The sequence below is a fragment of the Maribellus sp. CM-23 genome (assembly GCF_021354595.1).
Taxonomy (GTDB): domain Bacteria; phylum Bacteroidota; class Bacteroidia; order Bacteroidales; family Prolixibacteraceae; genus Draconibacterium.
The window spans coordinates 1,019,721-1,042,306 of record NZ_JADWYJ010000001.1 but is presented as its reverse complement, the minus strand read 5'-3'; the positions used below and the strand labels follow the sequence as shown (position 1 = coordinate 1,042,306).

The following is a 22,586-nucleotide window of genomic DNA, read 5'->3' as shown; positions in this document are numbered from 1 at the left end:
TTATCGCGTCCGAATTTGTTTTTGAAGTTTCTGTACCAGCTTTTTCCCTCGGCTTACAATTCCCGGAGTTGGATGAAATTCCATTTCCTGCAAAATAATTTCGAGCAGCTCGGGCTTTAACTCCGGTTCGGTTTCGGAGACATTGTAAAGAATTTGCATGGCATGAACCCGGTTGGCTACGGGCTCTTTTTCCGAAGTGAAGGTATTCAGACAATAATCCATCAAAAAACCAGAAGTGTTGGAAAGAACCTGGTTCTGGCTGATTAGTTTGAGTAAATGCCGTTTCTTCCCGTGGTGCTTTTCTATTTTTAGTTGCTCGATCATGTCGGGCAGATAAGGCGCAATTTCTTCCGGCTGAATGTCGTGCAGCTTGTCGGCAAGGTACAAAGCCCTCCAGCTGTTGGGATTGTTGCTATGGATAGCGACTTTCATCAAAACAGGAATGTATTCCGGGTTTTGTTCGATTTGCTGAAGTGCAAATTGAAAATTCTGCCAGCTTTCTATTACGGTCAGGATGTCGTTTTCTGTCATGCCCCACGGTTTTGAACAAAGATAGACAGAAAGACCGATTGCCGGTAAACTTTCCTATTTTTAGAAGATGATTCAGGTAACATGTGCAATTATTGTTCAGGGTGGAGAAATCCTGCTGGCGCAAAACAGGGCCGATGCTGATCACGCTTTTCAATGGGAATTTCCGGGAGGCAAAATACACGGGAATGAAAACGAAGAAACTTGTATTATCAGGGAAATAAGAGAAGAACTGGAAATAGAAGTTGCGATTATTCAGAGATTGGCTTCCGTGGAATATGATTATGGACACAAACAAATTTGCCTCATTCCTTTTTTATGCGCCATGGAGAGTGAAACGCTTGTTTTGAATGATCATTTAAGTAGTAAGTGGTGCGAGCCAGAAGAGCTGCTGCAAATGGATCTTTCAGGTGCCGACAGGGCATTGCTCGAAGATAAAAGTAATTGGAAACTATTGGAAGAATATGCGCGGAAACAGAAGAATTATTCCTGAATAAACCATCCCCCAGCTAACAATCGAGAGGATCATATAAAACACAATGTTTTTACGGCGTGAATAATATTTATTCGCCAGAAAAGCACCCACCGGGATGGTCAGGAACAAGGGAGTTGCAATAATAATTCCCCACAGACCATAGGTGGTTTTTACTTTCACTAAAAATCTCTTTCGACGGGTAAAACGCTTGCGCGGCTTTTTGTTTTTACTGCTGCAAAAAAGCTGAACCCGTTGTTTGATGCTCACCGGAACCCGTTGGCAAATTTGCGGAAGCAACGCGCGCCAGCCTTTCAAAACCGGCTTGCTGAGGTAGTAAAAGAAAAGAAAGCCGCCGATACCGCCACCCAGTAGCGCAAGGATTGCATACTTGTACTCCATCCCGATGATCATTGCATAAGGCAAGGTCAACATGTATTTTACTGAAGCAAGTATTACTATATGAAGGACTTTCAACGCCATAGATCTCTCTTCCCAAACTCTTGCTAAAACGTTTAGTGATCTCAATTTGTTTCACAACAATTGAACTCAATTAGCCATTATTAACTATTTTTAGCAAAAAGCTGCTGCAAGTTAATTTCTGTCCTTCAGTCTGCATAAGTATTATGATTAGCAGCGAGTTGCAATTGATGTTTTCTTAATTTACAACATTGGTTGGGCTGCCTTTGATAAATGCTTTCAAATTATTGGCTGCGATTTCCATCAAGCGCTCACGGGCTTCGAAAGTAGCCCAGGCAATGTGTGGAGTAATGTAACAGTTCCTGGCTTTTGGTAGCGGATTGTCTTTGGTGGCAGGTTCCACTGACAAAACATCCAGGCCGGCACCGGCAATGGTACCATTGTTCAAAGCATCGGCCAGATCCTGCTCGTTAATAAGCGGGCCTCTTCCGGTGTTGACCAGAAAAGCCGTTCTTTTCATCTTTTGAAGCGACTCCCTGTTAATAAATCCTTTGTTGGCATCGGTTAACGGACAGTTAATGCTGATGAAATCGCTGTTCTCCAACAAGATGTCCATGTCCACCTGCCGGGCTTCCAATCCGGTTTCTTTTTTACTCCGGTTGTTGAAAAGAACTTTCATGCCAAAGGCCAGACCGATACGTGCCACCCCCTGCCCGATCTGTCCAAACCCGATTATCCCTAGGGTTTTTCCGGCCAGTTCAATCTGCGGTCTGATCCAGTAACTAAAGTCGATACTATCGGCCCATTTTCCGTTCGAAACGGTCTCGGCATGTTCGGCAACGCTTTGTGTAAAATGAAGAATGTGCGCAAATACCATTTGGGCGACCGACTCGGTGCTGTAGGCAGGTATGTTTGAAACGACAATTCCGGCATCACGGGCTGCATCAACGTCAACAACATTGTAGCCGGTAGCCAATACTCCAATAAACTTTAAGTCGGGTAACTGGCTGATAATCCCGGCATCGATAATCACCTTGTTCGTGAAAATTGCAGTGGCCTTTTGGGCTCTTTCCACAACCTGTTCCCGGGGGGTGCGGTCATAAATTTCACACTCGCCCGATTCTTTTATGGCATCCCAGCTAAGATCTCCCGGATTTAAGGTATATCCGTCCAATACAACAATTTTCATTTCCCGGTTTTTAGTTTGTGTTTTCCGAAATTCTGCTCAAAAGTAAATAAAACAAGTCATTTGCGACCTTTTGATGGTTTATTCTATTAAAAGTTTATCTTTATGTTTTCTTTCCGGAATCGGAAAATCTAGGGACGTTTTTGCAAATAATTAAGTTTTAAAGTATTCGTAAGGGAGATGGAAGAACCCATAAAGGAGAAGGCCATTGGGAATAGACGTATTCTGGTGGCTGAGGACGATAAAATCAATCAACGCTTATTCTTCTACTTGCTAAAAGATGTAGCTGATGAGCTAATTTTTGCCGACGATGGTGCGGAAGCAATAAAAAGGTATACCGAAGACGGCAATTTTGGGTTGGTGCTGATGGATATAAAAATGCCGGTAATGGATGGTTACGAAGCCACCCGTAAGATTCTGGGGCATGATCCGGCAGCAAAGGTAGTCGCATTGTCAGCTTATGCATTTGAACATGAGAAGAATAAAGCGCTCGACGAAGGGTTTGTGGACTACATCACAAAACCTGTTCAACGCGAAAAGCTTTTGGAAACGGTAGAGAAGTATTTTGAGGAATCACAGCCCTGAGGTTTTTGGGGCTTAAATTTTTTAATTTCTGTCATTTGGTTATTGATCCCCAAATCTTTTGATTCCCGAATGCTGTGATGGAGTACTTGAAGGTATATGTCTGAACAAAAGGCGAATGGAAAAGATGCTGGATATCTTTACTTTTTACGTTATTCTGTCTGATTCCTTTTTTTTTATTTAAGTTCGATAGATTATTATGGTTAAACAGACTCTACAGGATGCACAATTCAACCCATTCTTTTAAGTTTGATGAAATCAGTCAAAAAGAATCTGTATCCTAAATAAATGAACATAAAATGAGTGCTTTAACAAGTTTTATTCTTCAGCGGTGGGGTGTTTTAATACTGCTGTCTCTATTTGCTGCGTCAACAATATCGTGTGATTCTCCTAAACCTGCCGAGCCCGTACTAATCAGGAAAGCGCTTCCCGTTTGGGCGAAAGGCCGTGAAACCGAAAAGAACCTGAACCTTGGCTTTCACGGTGTTTTTCAGGCAAAGGAAGATCAGGATATAAAACTAAGAATAACGGGCTCTACCATTTACCGTGTTTTTCTGAATGGTGAATTTCTGAGCTACGGTCCGGCGCGTACAGCGCAAGGTTTTTTTCGTGTGGATGAATACGAACTGAAAGACCGCCTGAAGTCGGGGGTGAACGTTCTGGCAGTTGAGGTGGCCGGATACAATGTGAATTCCTACTATACCATGGATCAGCCCTCGTTTTTACAGGCTGAAGTGGTAGCCGGTGACGATGTTTTGTTAGCAACCGGAGAAGAAAATGGCTTCAGTGCTTTCGTGTTAAAAGAGCGTCTGCAAAAAGCAGAACGTTATAGTTTTCAGCGGCCGTTTACCGAATATTACCGTTTAGCAGATAATTCACGTGCGTGGAGAAGTGCGGAAGCAAAACCTGTCGAAACTCTGGAGTTGGCGGTACAAGCGGGAGGAGAACTGCTTCCCCGAAATTTATTGTTGCCCGATTTTGACGTAGTTCGCCCACAGACGATTTATTCAAAGGGAACATTGTCAAAACAAGTTCCGGAAGGCTATCAAAAAGACCGGTCGCTTACCAACATCAGTGATATTTTAAAAGGTTTTCCAGAAGACAAACTGGAAACAATTCCTTCACTTTGGTTGCAGGAAATTGTAACTGCTTCCCAGGAAATAGTCAGTGAACCGTATAGTGGAGCCTCTTTTTCGGTAAATGAAAACTCGTTTGTGACCTGCGATTTTGGAACCAATCTTTCCGGTTTTATCGGAGGAAAAGTGAGCTGTTCAGAATCGTCAAAACTGGTATTCTTTTTCGACGAAATATTGACCGATGGTGATGTACAACCCAAAAAACGGTCAGGGAGTGTAAATAATTACGTGGGATACGAACTGGAGCCGGGGACTTATAACCTTGAGTCATTCGAGAGTTATACGTTTAAATTCCTGAAAATAATGGTGCTGGAAGGAGCATGTAAATTCGACGATGTTCATTTGCGCGAATATGCTTATCCCGAACATTCACTGGCCAGCTTTGATAGCGACAATGCCAAGCTGAACGCCATATACAAGGCAGCCGAACAAACATTTCGTCAAAATTCGGTGGATATTTTTATGGACTGCCCATCGCGCGAAAGAGCGGGCTGGCTTTGCGACAGCTATTTTATGGCCATTATGGAAAAGGGCTTCACCGGAAAATCGGCCATTGCCTATAATTATTACGAAAACTTTGCCCTGCCCGACAGTTTTGCTTTTTTGCCCGACGGGATGCTCCCAATGTGTTTCCCGGCCGACCATAACGACGGAGTCTTTATTCCCAACTGGGCAATGTGGTTTATTGTGCAGGTGGAAGATTATGCCAGCCGTGGCGGCGATCCGGAGCTGATTGCAAAACTGGAACCGCGGGTGGCGAAGCTGCTCGATTATTTTGTTCAGTTTGAAAACGAAGACGGGCTGCTCGAAAAACTTCAAAGCTGGATTTTCGTGGAATGGTCGAAAGCCAACGATTTTGTGCAGGATGTAAATTACCCCACCAACATGCTTTACAGTGCTGCTCTGGAAAAGGCCGGCAAACTGTATCAAAATACAACGTGGACGGAAAAAGCGGAGAAGGTAAAACAGACCATTTTGAAGCAGTCGTTTAACGGAAGTTTCTTTGTGGACAATGCCGTTCGGGAAGTCGGTGGAAAGCTTCAGGTGACCAATAATACAACGGAAGCATGCCAGTATTATGCTTTCTTTTTCAATATTGCCACACCGGAAACACACCCGGAACTGTGGAAGAAACTGACCTCCGATTTCGGCCCCAAGCGTGACGATAAAGTTACTTACCCCGATGTTTTCCGGGCCAATGCTTTTATCGGCAACTACCTCCGGATGGACATTCTTTCGCGTTATGGCCTGCAGAAACAGATGTTGGGCGAAATACAGGATTATTTCTATTACATGGCCGAACAAACGGGAACGCTGTGGGAGAATGTGGGGTCATACGCGAGCTGTAATCACGGATTTGCTTCGTATCTCGGGCATGTTTTGTACCGCGATGTGTTGGGAATCAGTTCGGTGGATTACCTCAAAAAAGAAGTGACCATTCGCTTTGCTGATCTCGATCTGAACAAGTGCAGCGGAGTAATGCCGGTGGAAGATGAGGCGATTGAATTGAAGTGGGAGCGTTCCGGTAACCAGTTAAGTTATTCGTTGAAAGTACCTGTGAATTTTACGGTTAATATTGAGAATCAGAGTTCTTTGGAGTTGACTAGGGCAGATTAGTCCCTTATGAATTGATAATCAATCTCATTTCTTGACAATATTAAACTTCGACTATGCTCAGTCTAACTGTCACCCTGAGCGTAGTCGAAGGGTGCATAATCGCAGGATTCTCATAAATCCTGTCTTAACTAAACAACACTGAATTTGAATAATACCGGAAATAATAGCACTTTTATGTGACATTGATTTTCGAATAAACAACCTAAGTCCAATGAAAACCATTTTACCCGTTTTAATGGCTGTATTGCTGCTTTCATGCAGCCGGCAGTCTGTTGAGTTTGCACCTGAGAATCTGAAAAGTGAGTACCTCGTAAACCCGATCGGGATCGACACCAAAAATCCACGATTTACCTGGCAGCTGCTTTCAGATGAACCCGGAATTCAGCAAAAGGCTTACCAGCTAATTGTCGGAACCGATTCTTCGAATGTTGTAGCAGGTAACGGAGATGCCTGGAATTCGGGCAGCATTCAGGCTGAAGCTATTCCTGTAAAATACGAGGGTGCCGGGTTGCAGCCTTTTACCAAGTATTTCTGGCAAGTTAAAGTTCAGCTTCAGAACGGGAGTTGGACCGCCTATTCAAAAGTGGCGGATTTTGAAACCGGAATGATGGATCCGAGCAACTGGAAAGGCGACTGGGTTTCAGATTCGTACGACTTCAACATAAAACCGGCTCCGTATTTTCGAAAAGGATTTACGGTTGGAAAAAAGATCAAATCGGCGCGGGCTTACATTGCAGCCGCCGGATTGTACGAGTTGTATTTAAACGGCGAAAAGGTAGGGAATCATCGCCTCGACCCGACGTACACCCGTTTCGACCGCCGTGTCCTTTACGTAACGTATGATGTAACCCAAAATCTTTCGGAAGGAGAAAATGCTGTGGGCGTTATTCTCGGAAATGGCTGGTACAATCATCAGTCAAAGGCGGTTTGGTATTTCGACAAAGCACCGTGGCGGGCACGTCCTAAATTTTGTATGGACTTAAAGATTCAGTATGAAGACGGAACGGAAGAAACCCTTTCAACCAACAATGAATGGAAAACTTCGCTGTCTCCCGTTGTCTTCAACAGTATTTATACGGCAGAACACTACGATGCACGTTTGGAGCAGGAAGGCTGGAACAAGGCAGGTTTTGACGATTCGAAATGGAGAGGTTCGATGAAAACCAATGCTCCTTCGAATAACATTACAGCGCAGGTTTTACATCCGATCAGGAACGTTACTGAAATTCAGGCAAAGACTGTTACAAAATTCAGCGACCGTAATTATGTGGTTGATTTTGGGCGTAACATGGCCGGTGTTACAAAACTGGAAATAAAAGGTGCGGAGGGCACAACGGTTCGATTGAAACACGGAGAACGCTTGTATGAAGATGGACATGTTGATATGTCGAATATTGATGTGCACTACCGCCCAACCGATGATTCCGATCCGTTTCAAACCGATATTGTGATCCTGAGTGGAAACGACGATGTGTTTATGCCGAAATTCAATTACAAAGGGTTTCAGTTTGTGGAAGTGACTTCTGACAAGCCTATTGAACTGACAGAAAAGAGCCTGACGGCTTATTTTATGCACAGCGATATTCCTGCGGTGGGAACCATTCATTCCTCCAACGAAACGCTGAACAAAACCTGGAAGGCGGCGAACGCATCTTACCTTTCCAACTTGTTTGGTTACCCGACTGACTGTCCGCAACGCGAGAAAAACGGCTGGACCGGTGACGCACAGATCAATATTGAAACCGGTCTGTATAACTACGATGCCATCACCATTTACGAAAAATGGATGGCCGACCATCGAGATGAACAACAGCCAAACGGCGTACTTCCGGCAATTATTCCTACCGATGGTTGGGGGTACACCTGGGCAAACGGCCCCGACTGGACCAGCACGATTGCGATTATTCCGTGGAATATTTACCTGTTTTACGGCGATACAAAAATTTTGGAAGACTGTTACGAAAACATCAAACGTTATGTCGATCACATTAGCGAGTTGTATCCTTCCGGAATTACTGATTGGGGGCTGGGCGATTGGGTTCCCGTAAAATCGAAAGCGCCCAAAGAATTTACCTCTACTGCTTATTATTTTGTGGATGCCACTATTCTGGCTAAAACAGCTGAAATTTTAGGCAAAAAGGCCGATGCAGAAAAGTATTTCGCCTTGGCTGAGAAAATAAAAACAGCGCTGAACAATAAATACCTCGACCGCGAAACCGGCATTTACGGAAGCGGGCTTCAAACCGAGTTGAGTTTTCCGCTGCAATGGGATTTTGTTCCGGAAGATATGCGTGAAAAGGTAGCCGCCAATCTGGCCAAGAGAGTGGAAGCAGATAATAAACACATTGATGTGGGGCTGCTGGGAACAAAAGCCATTTTAAACGCATTGAGTGAAAACGGTTATCCCGATCTGGCATACGAAGTGGCCGCGCAGGAGACTTTCCCGTCGTGGGGATGGTGGATCGTAAACGGAGCCACCACGTTTTTCGAGAACTGGCCGCTGGATGCCCAAAGCGATATTTCGATGAACCACATCATGTTTGGAGAAATCGATGCCTGGTACTACAAAGCTTTGGGTGGAATTTTTCCCGACGAAGAAAAGCCCGGTTTTAAAAACGTGATCCTGAAACCCAATTTTGTAGCGGGGCTTGATCATTTTGAAGCCAAACACGAAAGTCCGTACGGTGAAATTGTTTCGGCCTGGAAAAAAGCGGGAGAGGAAGTGGAATACAACGTGCAAATTCCGGCAAACAGCACGGCAACACTTATCCTGAGCACTTCGGGAGTAACAGAAAGCGGAAAAGATCTTTCTGAAAACGAAAACATTGTGGTTGTGCAAAAGGATGACAAGCAGGTTAAACTTCAACTTGTCTCGGGGATTTATTCGTTCAGAATAAAACAGTAAAAGACCGGAACCGTCTGGGACAAAGAACAACAGAATACCGATACAAACTTAAAAGATGAATGAGGCAGAGATCTTTATTGGATCACTAACGAATAGCGTATTGGTGCCCCGGTAAAAAGAGTTGCTTCAAACAATGGGTTCTGGCAATCTTCAGAACGTTAACGTCATCAATGTTTATTGACAGGTCAATCGTAACAAAGACTTTATAAAAAGAATCAACCGGAAGAATTAATCCTCCGGTTGACTTTTTTGCTCCGGAATTTCAATGCCCGGAAATTTCAAAATGCTTATTTCTTTACTAATTTGTTTTCTTCTCCAAACTGATCGTCATATTAAACGCATCGATCGTAAGGATGCATTCGCCAGCCTGCTCTTCTGTAATCAACCATTTTAAATCGGGGTTGTATCCCGAAGGAGTTGCCTGTAACTTATCATCTTCCCAGATATTAGCATTGGCATTTACTGGCCTTAAAAAAGGACAACTCCAACCGCTACTTTGGTCGTTGTAGGGCAATTTGAAGTCCTGATTAGCCTGTGTTGTGCATTCCAGTGTAAAGATGCCGGGATTGTTAGGATCCCAGTTAAATTCTGTCGAAGATGGCATAGACCAGGCAATACCAATTCCCAGACCTACGCCCCATACGTGACTGAATCCCTTGTATCCATGAATGATCTCCGTTTTCTTTTTATCAAGAATAATGGAGTATAAACCGGCTTTTGTAACTGTAAATTCAAGATCAGAAGTCCCGATGGTTTCTTGCTTCACCAAACTTGTTTCATTGTCACCTTTACTCCAAGAGCCTTTGTCTTCGGTTATCGAGTTCACAAATTTAAATGTACCTTCTTGTAAAGTTCCAACCCATTCGTAATTGTTTCCAATATTGCGACCTTCAATAATCTCGGTAAGTTTAATTCCATCAGAAATCTCTGGTCCTTTAGGATTGGCAGAGCCGACGAGATAAAGATTGACTGGTGCAATCTCGAATGTGGTTACTATAACCTTGGTCTTCGATATTTCTGGTTTTACAAAATAATCTCCTTCTGACCAAGCTATTACTTCTGCCTCTATTTGAGTGGTGCTACCCAGATTCACGCCCAAACCATACAGCATCGAATTTAAATCGAAATGATTGATGCTGTATTCTGAAACACCTTCTTCTATTTCAATCTTGTCGATGGCGGTGGTTAGTCCCGGTAGGCCCAGTTTGAAATAATAAGTAATACTTCCATTGTTGTTACGCTCCTGGGCCGGGTTCCAATGGAAAGTAAGGGCCGTTTCGTCCATTAAGTCTTGTGACAGAATGATTTCTTCAACATTGGCAGTAATTAACATGCCGTCGTCAACAGTGTCCAAAATAATCTTGACATCGTCTTCATCACCACAACTGCCCATAACAAGCAAACTCATGGCAAACAGTATTGTTCTTATATTTATTCTTTTCATTTATTTTCAGCTTAATGATTTGATAAGTTGCCTTTACTCTGATTCAGTCCAATAAGGAGATTGTACCAGGTTTGGATTTTTATCAATCTCGGTTTGGTAGATGGGGAACCAGTAGTACTTTTTGTGATACACCCTTTTCTGGTATTGAGTGCGTACATAGAATGCATTCGGATTGGTCGGGTCATCTGATTTTTCTGTACCGGAGAAATTCATACCGTAAAAATCGTCGTCCAATGTTTCTTCTGCTTCTTTCCAACGTCTCAAATCGTCGTACCGAATGCCTTCGCCACATAGTTCCACCCTACGTTCGCGACGGATTATCTCGCGCATTTCATCCTGATCTCCCAGGTTCACTTTTATATATCCGTCCATTTGTGAGGTTGCATATTGCGGAACACCTGCTCGTTCCCGAATCATATTCAGGTAGGTCAGAATCTCTGAGTTTCCAGGACTAACTTCATTCAGAATTTCACAATATCCCAGGTAAGCTTCTGCCAAGCGGTATACGATTCCCGGACGATACTGATAAGCGCCGTTTTTTGAATCGGAATTGGGATGCTTTCTTTTTAGACCCAGATAACCGTTTTGGGGCGCATCGTGCGTGTAATTGTTGTCTTTCCCATATTTGTAGAAATCTACATTTCGGTTGTCCCATATGTAGTAACGTTCATTCCATAGGATTGCATTGTAAAAGCGGGGCTCTCTGTTTACATACATATTAAAGGTTCCTGCTTTGGCTGCAACACCTTCTTTGCCGTCGTACCAATTCCAGTTGTCAGTGTTCCTTGTATCGTCGGAGGCCGAAAAACCAGTTTCGGAGTATCCAGATTCGGGATTAATAATCGGTTTCGTTTTATCTCCGTTTTCATAGCCAAGAATGGCAGGAAGACCGTTTTCCATAAAGAAAGCATCTACCAATGATTGTGTCATTCCCAAGCCACCGTTCCCTTTTGCTCCATAAGGAGACATGTGTTTATCTTGGTCTGTTTGGTTCTGCGGCCTTGCAAATAGAATTTCTTTATTGCCATCAGCAAATGTACGGGCATGCACCCAAGCCGTAGACGCAAATGCATCGATGCTTCCATCGTCATTAAGCATTGTATAAAGCTGATGGCCTGCTTCCTCTGCTTTTTCAATTAGTAATTTGTGAGCATCCAGGGCTCTTGTCCATTTGGTGGCGTCGTAAGTGCTGTTAAATAGATGTACTCCCTGGGTATCTGTGAAATCGGCATAATCTGCATTTCCGTTAACCAAAGGAGAAGCCGCGAACAGCAACATGCGGGCACGCGCAGCGAGGCACATGATTGATGTAACACGTCCGTATTTTATGGCCTGAGAGTAAGTTGCCGGCAAAATTTTTGAAGCTTCCAGCATTTCTGTATCGCACCATTCGATAATCTCATCATAAGGTACGGGACCAGTAAGCAACTCTTCAGTTGAACCGTCGGTTGGGGCAATATAATCGGGCTGAAACGGGCAAACACCATAGCAGTTCAGAAATAGACTGTAATAGTAGGCCTGCAAAAAGCGACATTCGGCTTTGATGTACTTGACCTCTTGTTCATCAATTGTAGTTCCATCGATTGGAACAACATTTTTTCTCAGAATATTGGCGGTTCTGATACATTTGGGCAATCCTCCCCAGTAATTTCCATCCCAGCCGGTAGCCGTGTTCCAGTTTCCGGTAATTTTAGGAACAGCATCCCAACCCCATTGTTGCCAGCGTTCGGAAGGGGTCCAATCGTCCCCCAAAACACTCCATCCGGTTGTTCTTAAATAACCCCAACTGGGATCAGGAATGCCCGAATAAGCGTAAGCCAGCATTCCTTCCATTCTATCTTTGTCGATAAAAACCATGTTCATGGTCAGTTCCGTATCTGCTTCTTTGTCCAGGTAATCGGAACAAGAGAGTAATGTGCCTAGAAGAACCAGGAATATATATTTAATCTGTAATTTCATTTTCAAATCGTTTTGTTATAGTTTTCAATATCAAAATATTAGATCAACACCCAACATTACTGACTTGATGGGCGGATATTTACAGCCATTGGAAGTTGAAAGCTCAGGATCCCATAATTTGAATTTGGAGAAAGTCATCAGGTTATTTGCATTGATGTATATGCGACAGGCTTTAATTCTGTCTTTCTTAACCGATGCCGGAATATTGTACCCAATTTCAATCTGTTTTAAACGTAGAAAGCTCATATCCTTTTTCCACCAAGTTGAGTTTGCATTGTTGTTGTAACTGGTTGCGTACGACAAGCGAGGCCAAAAAACATCCTGAGATGGATTCTCCTCCGTCCATCTGTCAGTATAATTGGAAAATATATTCCCCTGAATTCCCTGTCCTGATCCTGGAATAAAATATTCACTTTCATCTCCAATAAAACGGTAGGTGTCTCCCACGCCCTGGAAGAATATGCTAAAATCGAAGCCGTGGAATGAAACATTGCCGCCAAATCCGTAAACCAGACGCGGATCGTTTGTTCCTCCTATAAATCCTTTGTCTTTCGAATTGATTACGCCGTCTTCGTTCCAGTCCAGTATTCTGATGTCACCGGGACGAACATCAGCGAGTTCGTTTTGAGGTAATTCAGCTAACAAATTGCCATCAACATCAAAATCTTCTGCTGTGTACAAGCCAATTGCTTTGTAGCCGTATAGTTCGTTAATCGAATGGCCGGTTATATCCTGGTGGGTTCCCTGCTGTCCGATGGGTACGTCGTATTCCAGGATTTCATTCTTGGCATAACTTACATTGGCAAAGAGTGATACGTCGGTTTTGTTTAGCTTTTTGTTATATGTAATGGCAATTTCACCTCCACGGTTTTTTACTTTTCCAAAGTTGGCATACGGAGTACTCAACAATCCTGCTTGTGTTGGAATAGTACGTCGTTGCATAAAAATGTTGTTCCTGTATTCGTGAAATACATCCAATTGAACCCTTAATGAGTTCAATAGGCCTAGTTCTAATCCCAGGTTTTTTTTGGTAACCGTTTCCCAGGTTAAGTTACTTACACCAATTTCTCCTTCTGTAACACCGTCTTTGTGATAATTAGCTGTGGTTCCCCAATAATATCCGGTTGCTGATGAATTCATTGTAGTTAGGTAGGCAAAACGCCTGCTTGACCCAATCTGATCGTTTCCGGCTTGTCCCCATGATGCCCGAACTTTGAAAAAATCAACTGTTTCTTTCATGCCTGCCCAGAAATTTTCTTCAGATACCAACCAGCCCAGTGCAAATGAAGGGAAGAATCCATAACGTTGTCCTTTGGCAAAGTTTTCAGATCCGTTGTAGCCGAAATTGAATTCTCCTACATATTTGTTTTTGTAAGAATAAGTGGTGCGTCCTGCAATCCCCTGGTTGCGGTAGGGCTGAATACCTCCATCGTCATAACTTCGCTGATTGTAGAGTAATAATCCGGTAACGTTGTGGTCCTGGTTGAATGTATGGTCGTAGTTTATAACCCACTCGAGATAAGTCTGGTTATTCCCATAATCGCTTCCTTTGGAATAGCTTAAAAATTCTGAACCCGAGCTAATAAGTGTCAACTCCAGCTCTCCTTCGTCGTCGCGGCTAGTTGCCGGAGAATAATAAGTGGGGTTTTTACTTCTGGTCAATGAGCTGTAGCTGTAGTTATCAAATGAGAATGATAGTTTTGAGCTAAGTCCCTTGGTTATAAAATCAAGTTTCTGTTCAATTGCAAACAACGATTCAATTTTACTGCTCGTGTATATGCCATATCCGTATTGTGTTAAATATGCCCAAGGGTTTACACGTTCACTCCGGACCGGAATTTTTCCGTCAGCGTAGATGGCAGGATGCACCATCGGCGGAGTTTGGAAAGCATAATCCCATGTTGTTGAAGTTGAATTGGCTTGTTTATGCAGTTTTTGCAGGTACCCGCCAACACTGAAGCGAATGGAGGTTGTTTTGGTAAGGTTCAGGTCAACATTTGAGCGAAGGTTGTAACGGGTCAATCCGGTACTGGTATCGTATGTTAGTGATTTATCACGTTTCATAATACCATCTTCATAGTAAACTGAGCCAGTGAGGTTATACCGCAGCATGGCCGATCCTCCGTTTACGTTCAGATTGGCGCGTGTATTGTAAGCGCTTTCTTTCGAAATGGCCTTTACCCAGTCTACGTTGGGATACAACTCCGGGTCAAAGCCACTTCGGGTGCGGTCGATCGCTTCTTGTTCGTAATAAGGAACTTTAGATTCTTCAGAAGCCAGATCGTTTAACAATTGCATGTGGTCGGCAGCATTAATAAAAGAGGGCATTTGAGTAGGAGCTGTAACTGAATGTTCTACTCTTACATTCACAACCGGTTTCTGTATTTTACCTCGTTTGGTATTAACCAGGATAACTCCGTTTGCCCCGCGAACACCGTACATCGCACTGGCAGCAGCATCTTTTAATATTGAGAATGATTCTATTTCGGATATGTCCAGGTCGTCGAGTGTGCGCTGAACTCCGTCAACCAAAACCAGTGGGTTGGTACTTCCTGAAAACGAGGAAATTCCGCGAATCCAGAAATTGGATTGGTTATAACCGGGTTCTCCAGAGCGGGTTACTGCAATTATCCCGGCTAGTTTGCCTGCCAGTGTATTGGAAATATTTTTGGAAGAACTAATTTGTAATTCTCCTGGGTTGATGTTTTGAATGGCTCCGACAACCGATGCTTTTTTCTGTGTACCGAAACCAACTACCATCACTTCTTCCAAATCGGTTGTTGCTTCTTCCAGTACAATATCGCGCGGAAGCTTGTTCACAGGTATTTCTTGAGTTTTCATCCCGATAAAGGAGAAAATCAGGACTGCGTCTTCAGGAGCATTAAGACTGTAAACTCCATCAGCACTGGTGATGGTTCCGTTAGCGGTTCCTTTTACAACCACCGATACGCCTGGTAACGGTAACCCTTTACTGTCGATGATCCGCCCACTGATTGCCTTGTCTTTTTGTTGGACATGCTTCTCTGCAACTGTTTCTTTTGCAGGAAGAAGAACAATTTGTCGATCAAAAATTTTATACGATAAACCTGTGTTCGTTAAAACTTGTTCCAGAATTTCGTTTACCGAAGAGTTCTCGGCAATCACCTCAACTGTTCTGGCAAGGTTTACCTGGCTGTCTTTGTAAAAGATGTTGAATTCACTCTGTTTTTGAATCTCGTCAAATACCTGTTTTACAGTTACATTTTTTAAATGAAATGAAAACCTGGTGCTTTGCGAATAAGATGTGTTGGCAAAAACACTACTTATTCCAATTAGCATAAAAAAAATTGTTATCCTCATTACCCGAAGAAATTGGGTCCCCATTTTCCAGCTAAAGCAAAAGGGACACCTCGTTTTAGTTTTTTTCATAAATTTGTTTGATTTATAAAGTTTAAGATACATTCGCGTAGCAGCGATGTTGATTAATTCTACAGCCTGCAGATGCTGGAACATCTGCAGGCTTTCCCATTTTTATTAAAGACAAAATGAGTGGTTCTACATAGGCTTAACTAGTTTAGATTTATGATTAGTTTATTCTTTTCTTTATGAATGGTGAAGGAAGTGGTTTCGGCTATAATGCTTAACACTTCTTCTGGAGTGTTCCTTAGATTCAGATTCCCTGAGAATGTTTCTTTACCAATGTCGGTATTTTGTAATTCAATTTCAGCATTGTAATACCGGGCGATCTTTTTCAGAATATTTTCAAGCGGTTCTTTTTCCATAATTAGATATCCGTCACGCCACGAGAGATAGTTCGTCGTATTAACTATGCTTTCCTTAAATAGTTGGTTTTTCGTATCAAAAACTGCACGCGTTCCTGGGAAAATTGTCCGCTTTTCTTTTTGGAACAGATTTTTACTGTTTGGGCTAAGTTCTATCTTGCCTTCTGCCAAAACGGTGCTCGGGTTTTCTTCGTCGCTGTATGAGCATACATTAAAAATGGTCCCCAGTACTTTTATCTCGAAATCTTTCGTCTTGACGTAGAAGGGCCTCCCCTCTATGTGGGTGACATCAAAAATGGCTTCCCCATCGATATAAACCTCCCTCTTATCTCCTGTATTGGCTGCCGGATACAGTAGTTTTGATCCGGAATTTAGCCATACTTTTGACCCATCAGCAAGTGTTATTTGCGTTCGTTTTCCGTAAGGGACAACCAAGGTGTTAAAAACAGGTTTTTTGCTCTCTACGGTTTGAGTGATTGTTTGTTCGGAGTCGATTACAATGTTTTCCCCCTTTTGATCATATACGATTTTCGATTCTTCCTCGGAAATTAAAACCTGACGTCCGTCATTTAGAATGAGTTGTGTTGCGCTGTCCGGTTTTGATATGGACAAGGTCTCAACCAATCCAACGAAGTCGGTTTGTTCTGTATTATTTCGAACTTGCCAAACTGAAAAGATGACAACCAGCAAAGAAGCTGCTACTGTCCATCGTGAAATCATTTTTCTTTTGTTGGCCCGCTGAATTGAAATCTTTAGTTGCCGGCGAACTTCATCTTTTTCTCTTATCCTAGGCGTTTTTCTGGAGGTGTTAAGAAAAGAAAAAATGATACGGGCTATGTATAATTCACTTTCGTCTGAGTCGTTTTTAACTTCTGATTCACAAAGTAGTGAGTCTGAACGAAATCTTTCGTCAGACAGTATATCGCACGCTTTTTTCTCTTCCTCTCTATGCATTATTATTCAATCTTCATTTGTATAAAGAGAGAGAACTTAAAAACATAGACAAAAAAAAGTAGAAAAAAGTAGAACGTTAGATTTTGTGGGTGTGAATCAGGTTTTTGAATACGAAAAATAACAGCAACGAATTAAAAGTTTGGTTCTTTTTAAGGGCCTTGCGGAGGTCTTTTAATGCGCGGTATATAATTGTTCGGGCCGATTCTACCGAAATGTCTAAAGTGGTCGCAATTTCTGTATAGCTCAAATTGTGTTCAAACTTAAGCGAAAGTCCCTCTTGCTGTCTTTTTGACAAGCTTTTCATGACATCAGTAAGGGCTTTAAAATGTTCTTTCTGAATCTCATCAGCAATAATCACATCTTCTATTGCCATTACTGGTGTGTCATTCTGGAACATAAGCTGTTCGTCGGTCAGCAGCATATTTCGTTTTGTCAATTCTTTATGTATTAGTCTTCGTAATGATCTTAATAAATAATACAAAATGTTATCAGTTTTGGAAAGTCGTTTGCGGTATTTATAAAGATCAAGAAAAAGATCGTGGATGCAGTCTTTGATCAGATTTTCATCGGGCGTAAAGTGTAATCCGTAGTTGTATAATGAATCAAAATACTGATCGTAAATAGAGTAGAACGCGTCATTGTCGCCATTTTTGAAACGTTCCCAAAGAAAATATGCAGAATTTGTTTGTCCTGGCATTTGTTTCTTTTAGTGACTTTATCGGTTATGATGAATGATGGCAAAAATAACGAAAATGAATTACTTCAGGAGAATCTTCCGGGGATCTTTAATATCGCAAAAACCACCAAATAAAAAGGGGAAAACTTTCGTCTTCCCCTTTCTTCGGTGGTGCCACTCGCACCCCTTTTATTTGATTCATATTTTTTCAATTTTCCATGTTCGCTAGTTGTAATGCCTATTATAAGAGGGTTATAGATGGTGTTAGATAAACTGAAATTAAGTTAAATTAAAAATAAGTGTCCCCTGTAGTGTCCCCTAGAATGTAAAATTTATATCTTTAGACAAAAGTCAAGCACATGGCAAATGTCAATTTCTTTCTTAAAGAACCGAACTCGGATGAAGAAACATTAATCTATTTGTACTTCAGTTACAATCGTAGGCGGCTGAAATACTCAACTGGTGAAAAGATATTGGTCAAGTTTTGGAACACGGAAAATAAACGGGCAAAACAAACAAAGAAATTCCCCGAGTATCCAGAGTTTAATTCGAGATTGGATAACATCGAAAAGGAAGTAAAAAATGCCTATCGAAAAATCCTGAATGATGGAGAAGAACCAACGAATAATAAAATTCGGGATGAGTTAGATAAGGCTTTGCGCTTTAGTGATACGAAAGAGATTAAAGATCTATTCTCCTTTATCGAAAACTATATAAAAGAAAATGAATCAGTAAAAAGTGTAGCCACTATTAAAACATATAAGGCTCTCCTGCGAAATTTGAAAACTTATGCAAGTGAGAAAAACAGAAGAATCGACTTTGAAGATATTGACTTGAATTTCTATGATTCGTTTCTAAGTTTTTTAATTGGTAAGGGATATTCTCAAAATACAATTGGTAAGAATATTCAGATTTTAAAAACGCTGTTAAATGCTGCGACTGATAGAGGGATAAATAAATATTTTGGTTTTAAGCATAGTAAATTCAAGAGGCTTTCCGAGGAATCGGATAGTATTTATCTTACCCTTGCGGAATTGGATAGCATTTATAAACTGAATTTGTCAAATGATAAGTCTTTGGAGAAAGTAAGAGATTTATTTATTATAGCCTGTTTCACCGGTCTTCGATTTTCTGATTTTACAAAGTTGAAAAAGGAGAATTTTAATGATGGTAAAATAAGAATAAGAACAGAAAAAACGGATGAAACAGTAATTATACCACAGCATAAATATGTTAGAGAGATTTTGAAGAAATACAAAAATGAAATTCCTGAGCCGCTGAGTAATCCAAAGATGAATTTATTGATTAAACACATTGGTCTAGTTGCTAAAATTAAGACCAAAATAGAAGTATCTATTACAAAAGGCGGAAAAGTAGTAAAAGAGATAAAACAGAAACATGAGTTAATTACTACACATACAGCTCGGAGAAGTTTTGCAACAAATTTATATTTACAAGAAATTCCGACAATTACTATAATGAAGATCACAGGTCACAAAACAGAGAGAAGTTTTTTGAAATACATAAAAATTAGTCAGGAAGAGAACGCTAATAAGTTAATGAACCATCCATTTTTTAAATAATGAATATAAAAATCGAGCATGGATTCCTGTATGTATCAGATGAAGACAGGGAAACCTTAAAACAGGAATTTGATAAACTGCTAACCATTGACGCGCAATATGGTTTTTGGCAAGAAAAATTTGGATTGAACTATTCTTTAAATTATAAGAGTAATATTCAAGAAAATACATTCGGCGAGTTTTTAATTAAGCCTCAAAGTAAAGATGGAATTGAGGAGTTAAATCGAAGAGTTTACAATGATTGGTTGGAGCAGGTTCCATACTTTAATGAAAAATCTGAAATCACAAAATTGCTGGAAGAATTCGAACTTGATATTAAGAGGGCGCCAAACAAAGAACACTATATTGATTATGTTATCGGCAAGATTGATAACTATGTTCTAGATCAAGGAAAGAGTAAGGAAGTAGGAGGATTCTTTAAAAGTGGTAAAATTAGATTACCCGGGAATAAGACCTTTACGGATAGTTATGAGGGATATTTAAAGTTTAAAATAGATTTCGATTGGGGGGAATCCGTCTATTCTGCTTATGAAATTAAAGATAAGCTAGAGGGTGTTGAGTGTGCAAAGTATAGGATATATGTTTCGGAGTATTTGAAAAGAAAAACAACAAAAAAAGGAGTTGAAATTGAATTGACAGATGCTCAAAAAGTTTTGTTGTTGCATCATTTGGGATTTTGTTCTGATCTCGATGATACATTGAAGTCAAAAATATATCACCAATTTATACCTGAACTTACTTCCGACTCAATACGGACTAGATTTTCAAGAATAAGTGAGCATTATAATAAAAAGAGTAAAGACGCATTAATAGAGTTTTATCAATCGATAAATTACAATGAAAAGGCATATGAGTTAATGCCTCAAATAATTAAAAAGAATAAGGGTAAGTAAAATAATCCTGCACACACTTTTGCACGCTTTCTTACACACCAAGTTTTCCTAAAGAATTTTGTGGCATAACATTTAAAACAAAATTTATGTCACAAATTATTTTACAAGGCATTAGCCTAGATGAGTTTAAGGAACTTCTCGCTGAAACCGTTGAAAGTAGGTTCAAAGTCCAAGAAGTTCATAGTAAAGTTCAAAGTAATCAGAATTACCTTAGTCGTTTGGAGGTTGCTAAACTTCTGAAAATTTCACTTCCAACACTTAATGAGTGGACTAAAATCGGTCACTTACAATCCTATCGAATTGGAAACAGAGTTTTGTATAAAGCTGAGGAGGTTGACAAATCTCTTAGCAAAGTTATGAACCTAAAACACAGGAGGGCATAATCATGGGTAAGCATAAAAATGATTACTCGGTGGTTGCCTTTCTGTCAACAGGAGAGGTTAAAAAGTGGTCCTATGTTGGTAAGTTGGATGGCTTTGCAAAATTCTTGGATGAAAAGCATTCTGATTGGATGTATATAAATGTTTACAATAGAAGAACACGAGAGTATTTGAAACGCTTCTATAACGGGAACAAAGTTCCTGCCTACCTGTAACCCTTTATTTTGGAACCTTTAATATTCACCTTTAATAACCTTTATTGGATTTATTTAATACCGAATATTTCAAACTTTTTTGAGATGACAATAAGTATAAGCTATAGATCAAAAGTTGAGCACAATAACACAATTGCATCAAAATTTAGTGGTTCTTCAAGATATAGGTTGGAGGAGGGCGAATTAATTGAAAAGATAGTGAAAAAGGATAATGAGCCTAATCCGTTTGAAAGCCAATTCGAGAAGGATAATCTCTCTCTGGATGATGTAATTATTGATGAAGAATGTAAAAAGACCTATCGACTTAATAAGGCCAAAGTAAAAAGAAAATGTCATGCATTTGGACGACTTGAAAAGAGCAAGAAATTTTTAGCATTTTATTCAATTTCTTTCCCTCAGGGATTATCGGATGAAACTTCTTATAAGGTTTTTAATACATGGCTTACACGTTGTAGGAGTAGAGCAAATTTAAACTCGTACTTGTGGGTTGCCGAGAGGCAAGATAATGGAACAATTCACTTCCATTTATTAACTAATGACTTTATGGATATTAGAGTAGTAAACGGTTTCATGGCTTCGGCTCTTAAGACTGAAAAGAAAAAGGGAAATGAAGCATTAAAAGATGTTGATGTGGGAGTATATAACGGTGTTGATGTTCAACGTGTAGGTAAGAAGAGAAACAAGCTGATAAGCTATTTGGCAAAGTATGTTTCTAAGAATGATGTTGAATTTTATCGTTTGCCCTGGCATAGCTCAAGAGATGTTTCGAGGTTGTTTACTTCAATCAACCTGGATGAATCGGATAAAGAAAAAATACTAAGTCTTTTACCAACTGATGAAAGTAAATATACTGAACCGTATGAAAAGGATTTTATCAAAGTAACAGGATTTAGATTTACTCCTGACGATAAGGTATTTGAGGACTTGGATTTGATTAATGAAATTATTTACAACAATTAAAAAAAAACAAAAATGTATATATCAGAAAAAGACAAAAATGAAATCTTAGCCTTTTTGATGGCAACAAATAACAATTGTAAAAACTGCGGTTTTGAGAGAATCGAAGTAGATGAAAAGGATCTTCCACTAAATATAAAACAACAGTTTAGCGATTTAGGGTTAAAAGGGAGGTATTTGTACTGTCACAGATGTAAAGAGTATTCGATATTTAGCAGTTTTGAATATGAATAGCATTCAGTCGAACTGTAAATGAAAACCTGACATATGTTTGATGGGATTTCTAATTACGGATTTTATGGCTTGGCGATGGACAGTATGTCCCATTTTAAGAGAGTGTTCAATTGTGGTATTTGGTAAAAACGCCATATTGACATAATTCTGAGGAATGTTAAAATGTGGTATGTTGTTTGTGGTTTGTATTACAGTTCATTGAAAATATTGCTGGATTCGACTTTAGGTTCACTCATAAACCTATCGTCAGGATTGCCCAAGAACATCTTATGGCAATAATTGTCCGAACGACTTTGGTCATTGGACTGTGTTTGTCCTTCAGTTGTTCTGTGCTGTTCTCGTTTGATGCCACTGTGTATGACAGTTCATTACCTACGGAAACATTGGTACCAAGTTCTTTTAAGAGCAGAGAGAGCAGGCAATCAGTCTCGATTTTGATGCAGATTGCAAAAAATCAAAAAAGTTTGCAAAAGTCACAAAAAACACTAAATTTGTTTACAATGAGTAAATTATGTAAATTGAGGTTTGGCATTGAGAGACAATCCAAAAAATTGCAGTCTTGAACGCCGTTGAGGATTCGGTCGAATTTCGATTCGGCTTTGCGTTCGACTTTAGGTTCACTCATAAACCTATCGTCAGGATTGCCCAAGAACATCTTATGGCAATAATTGTCCGAACGACTTT

At 40.6% G+C, this 22,586-nt stretch carries 18 protein-coding genes; 10 read left to right on the top strand and 8 right to left on the bottom strand.

Going from position 1 to position 22,586, the window contains the following annotated elements; translation table 11 throughout:
* Complete coding sequence (locus INQ51_RS04085) at window positions 1-531, bottom strand: hypothetical protein (protein WP_233376610.1); 531 nt, start codon at window positions 529-531, stop codon at window positions 1-3.
* Window positions 532-598: 67 nt separating this feature from the next.
* Here INQ51_RS04085 and INQ51_RS04080 point away from each other — a divergent pair, with 67 nt between their 5' ends.
* Window positions 599-1,021 carry an NUDIX domain-containing protein gene (locus INQ51_RS04080; protein WP_233376609.1) on the top strand — a complete coding sequence of 141 codons (423 nt, stop codon included), beginning with the start codon at window positions 599-601 and terminating at the stop codon, window positions 1,019-1,021.
* Here INQ51_RS04080 and INQ51_RS04075 read toward each other — a convergent pair.
* Both INQ51_RS04075 and INQ51_RS04070 read right to left on the bottom strand, forming a co-directional pair.
* Window positions 980-1,483: a hypothetical protein gene (locus INQ51_RS04075; protein WP_233376608.1), complete on the bottom strand. Its 504-nt coding sequence runs from the start codon at window positions 1,481-1,483 to the stop codon at window positions 980-982. The two genes, INQ51_RS04080 and INQ51_RS04075, sit on opposite strands and share 42 nt — an antisense overlap.
* 175 nt (window positions 1,484-1,658) lie before the next feature.
* The gene (locus INQ51_RS04070; protein WP_233376607.1) at window positions 1,659-2,609 is read right to left on the bottom strand and encodes a D-2-hydroxyacid dehydrogenase; all 951 of its coding nucleotides are present in this window, start codon (window positions 2,607-2,609) and stop codon (window positions 1,659-1,661) included.
* Window positions 2,610-2,786: 177 nt separating this feature from the next.
* Here INQ51_RS04070 and INQ51_RS04065 point away from each other — a divergent pair, with 177 nt between their 5' ends.
* The 3 genes from INQ51_RS04065 to INQ51_RS04055 all read left to right on the top strand — a co-directional run bounded on the left by INQ51_RS04065 (window position 2,787) and on the right by INQ51_RS04055 (window position 8,846).
* On the top strand, window positions 2,787-3,191 hold the full coding sequence (locus INQ51_RS04065) for a response regulator (protein ID WP_233376606.1): 405 nt from the start codon (window positions 2,787-2,789) through the stop codon (window positions 3,189-3,191).
* A gap of 296 nt (window positions 3,192-3,487) precedes the next feature.
* The gene (locus INQ51_RS04060; protein WP_233376605.1) at window positions 3,488-5,941 is read left to right on the top strand and encodes a hypothetical protein; all 2,454 of its coding nucleotides are present in this window, start codon (window positions 3,488-3,490) and stop codon (window positions 5,939-5,941) included.
* A 211-nt stretch (window positions 5,942-6,152) separates the two neighbouring features.
* Window positions 6,153-8,846: an alpha-L-rhamnosidase gene (locus INQ51_RS04055; protein WP_233376604.1), complete on the top strand. Its 2,694-nt coding sequence runs from the start codon at window positions 6,153-6,155 to the stop codon at window positions 8,844-8,846.
* Window positions 8,847-9,144: 298 nt separating this feature from the next.
* Here INQ51_RS04055 and INQ51_RS04050 read toward each other — a convergent pair whose 3' ends face one another.
* From INQ51_RS04050 to INQ51_RS04030, 5 genes are all read right to left on the bottom strand, one after another.
* Window positions 9,145-10,290 (bottom strand): SusE domain-containing protein, encoded by a 1,146-nt coding sequence (locus INQ51_RS04050; protein ID WP_233376603.1) that lies wholly within the window; start codon window positions 10,288-10,290, stop codon window positions 9,145-9,147.
* Window positions 10,291-10,323: 33 nt separating this feature from the next.
* Complete coding sequence (locus INQ51_RS04045; protein ID WP_233376602.1) at window positions 10,324-12,249, bottom strand: RagB/SusD family nutrient uptake outer membrane protein; 1,926 nt, start codon at window positions 12,247-12,249, stop codon at window positions 10,324-10,326.
* Window positions 12,250-12,279: 30 nt separating this feature from the next.
* On the bottom strand, window positions 12,280-15,567 hold the full coding sequence (locus INQ51_RS04040) for a TonB-dependent receptor (RefSeq protein ID WP_233376601.1): 3,288 nt from the start codon (window positions 15,565-15,567) through the stop codon (window positions 12,280-12,282).
* A gap of 230 nt (window positions 15,568-15,797) precedes the next feature.
* Entirely contained in the window at window positions 15,798-16,964 is a 1,167-nt protein-coding gene (locus tag INQ51_RS04035; RefSeq protein WP_233376600.1) for a FecR family protein, read from the bottom strand.
* Between the two features lie 76 nt (window positions 16,965-17,040).
* Entirely contained in the window at window positions 17,041-17,661 is a 621-nt protein-coding gene (locus INQ51_RS04030; protein ID WP_233376599.1) for an RNA polymerase sigma factor, read from the bottom strand.
* A gap of 338 nt (window positions 17,662-17,999) precedes the next feature.
* Here INQ51_RS04030 and INQ51_RS04025 point away from each other — a divergent pair, with 338 nt between their 5' ends.
* The 6 genes from INQ51_RS04025 (at window position 18,000) to INQ51_RS04000 (ending at window position 21,902) form a co-directional block, all read left to right on the top strand.
* Window positions 18,000-19,223, top strand: coding sequence for a site-specific integrase (locus INQ51_RS04025; RefSeq protein ID WP_233376598.1), 1,224 nt, complete (start codon window positions 18,000-18,002; stop codon window positions 19,221-19,223).
* Window positions 19,223-20,116 (top strand): hypothetical protein, encoded by an 894-nt coding sequence (locus tag INQ51_RS04020; protein ID WP_233376597.1) that lies wholly within the window; start codon window positions 19,223-19,225, stop codon window positions 20,114-20,116. The genes INQ51_RS04025 and INQ51_RS04020 overlap by 1 nt, the downstream gene beginning before the upstream one ends.
* A gap of 86 nt (window positions 20,117-20,202) precedes the next feature.
* On the top strand, window positions 20,203-20,499 hold the full coding sequence (locus INQ51_RS04015; protein ID WP_233376596.1) for a helix-turn-helix domain-containing protein: 297 nt from the start codon (window positions 20,203-20,205) through the stop codon (window positions 20,497-20,499).
* Window positions 20,500-20,501: 2 nt separating this feature from the next.
* Window positions 20,502-20,711, top strand: a complete 210-nt coding sequence (locus INQ51_RS04010) for a hypothetical protein (RefSeq protein ID WP_233376595.1) — start codon at window positions 20,502-20,504, stop codon at window positions 20,709-20,711.
* 84 nt (window positions 20,712-20,795) lie between these two features.
* Window positions 20,796-21,671 carry a hypothetical protein gene (locus INQ51_RS04005; protein WP_233376594.1) on the top strand — a complete coding sequence of 292 codons (876 nt, stop codon included), beginning with the start codon at window positions 20,796-20,798 and terminating at the stop codon, window positions 21,669-21,671.
* 12 nt (window positions 21,672-21,683) lie between these two features.
* Window positions 21,684-21,902, top strand: a complete 219-nt coding sequence (locus tag INQ51_RS04000; protein WP_233376593.1) for a hypothetical protein — start codon at window positions 21,684-21,686, stop codon at window positions 21,900-21,902.
* The last annotated feature ends 684 nt before the right edge of the window (window positions 21,903-22,586 follow it).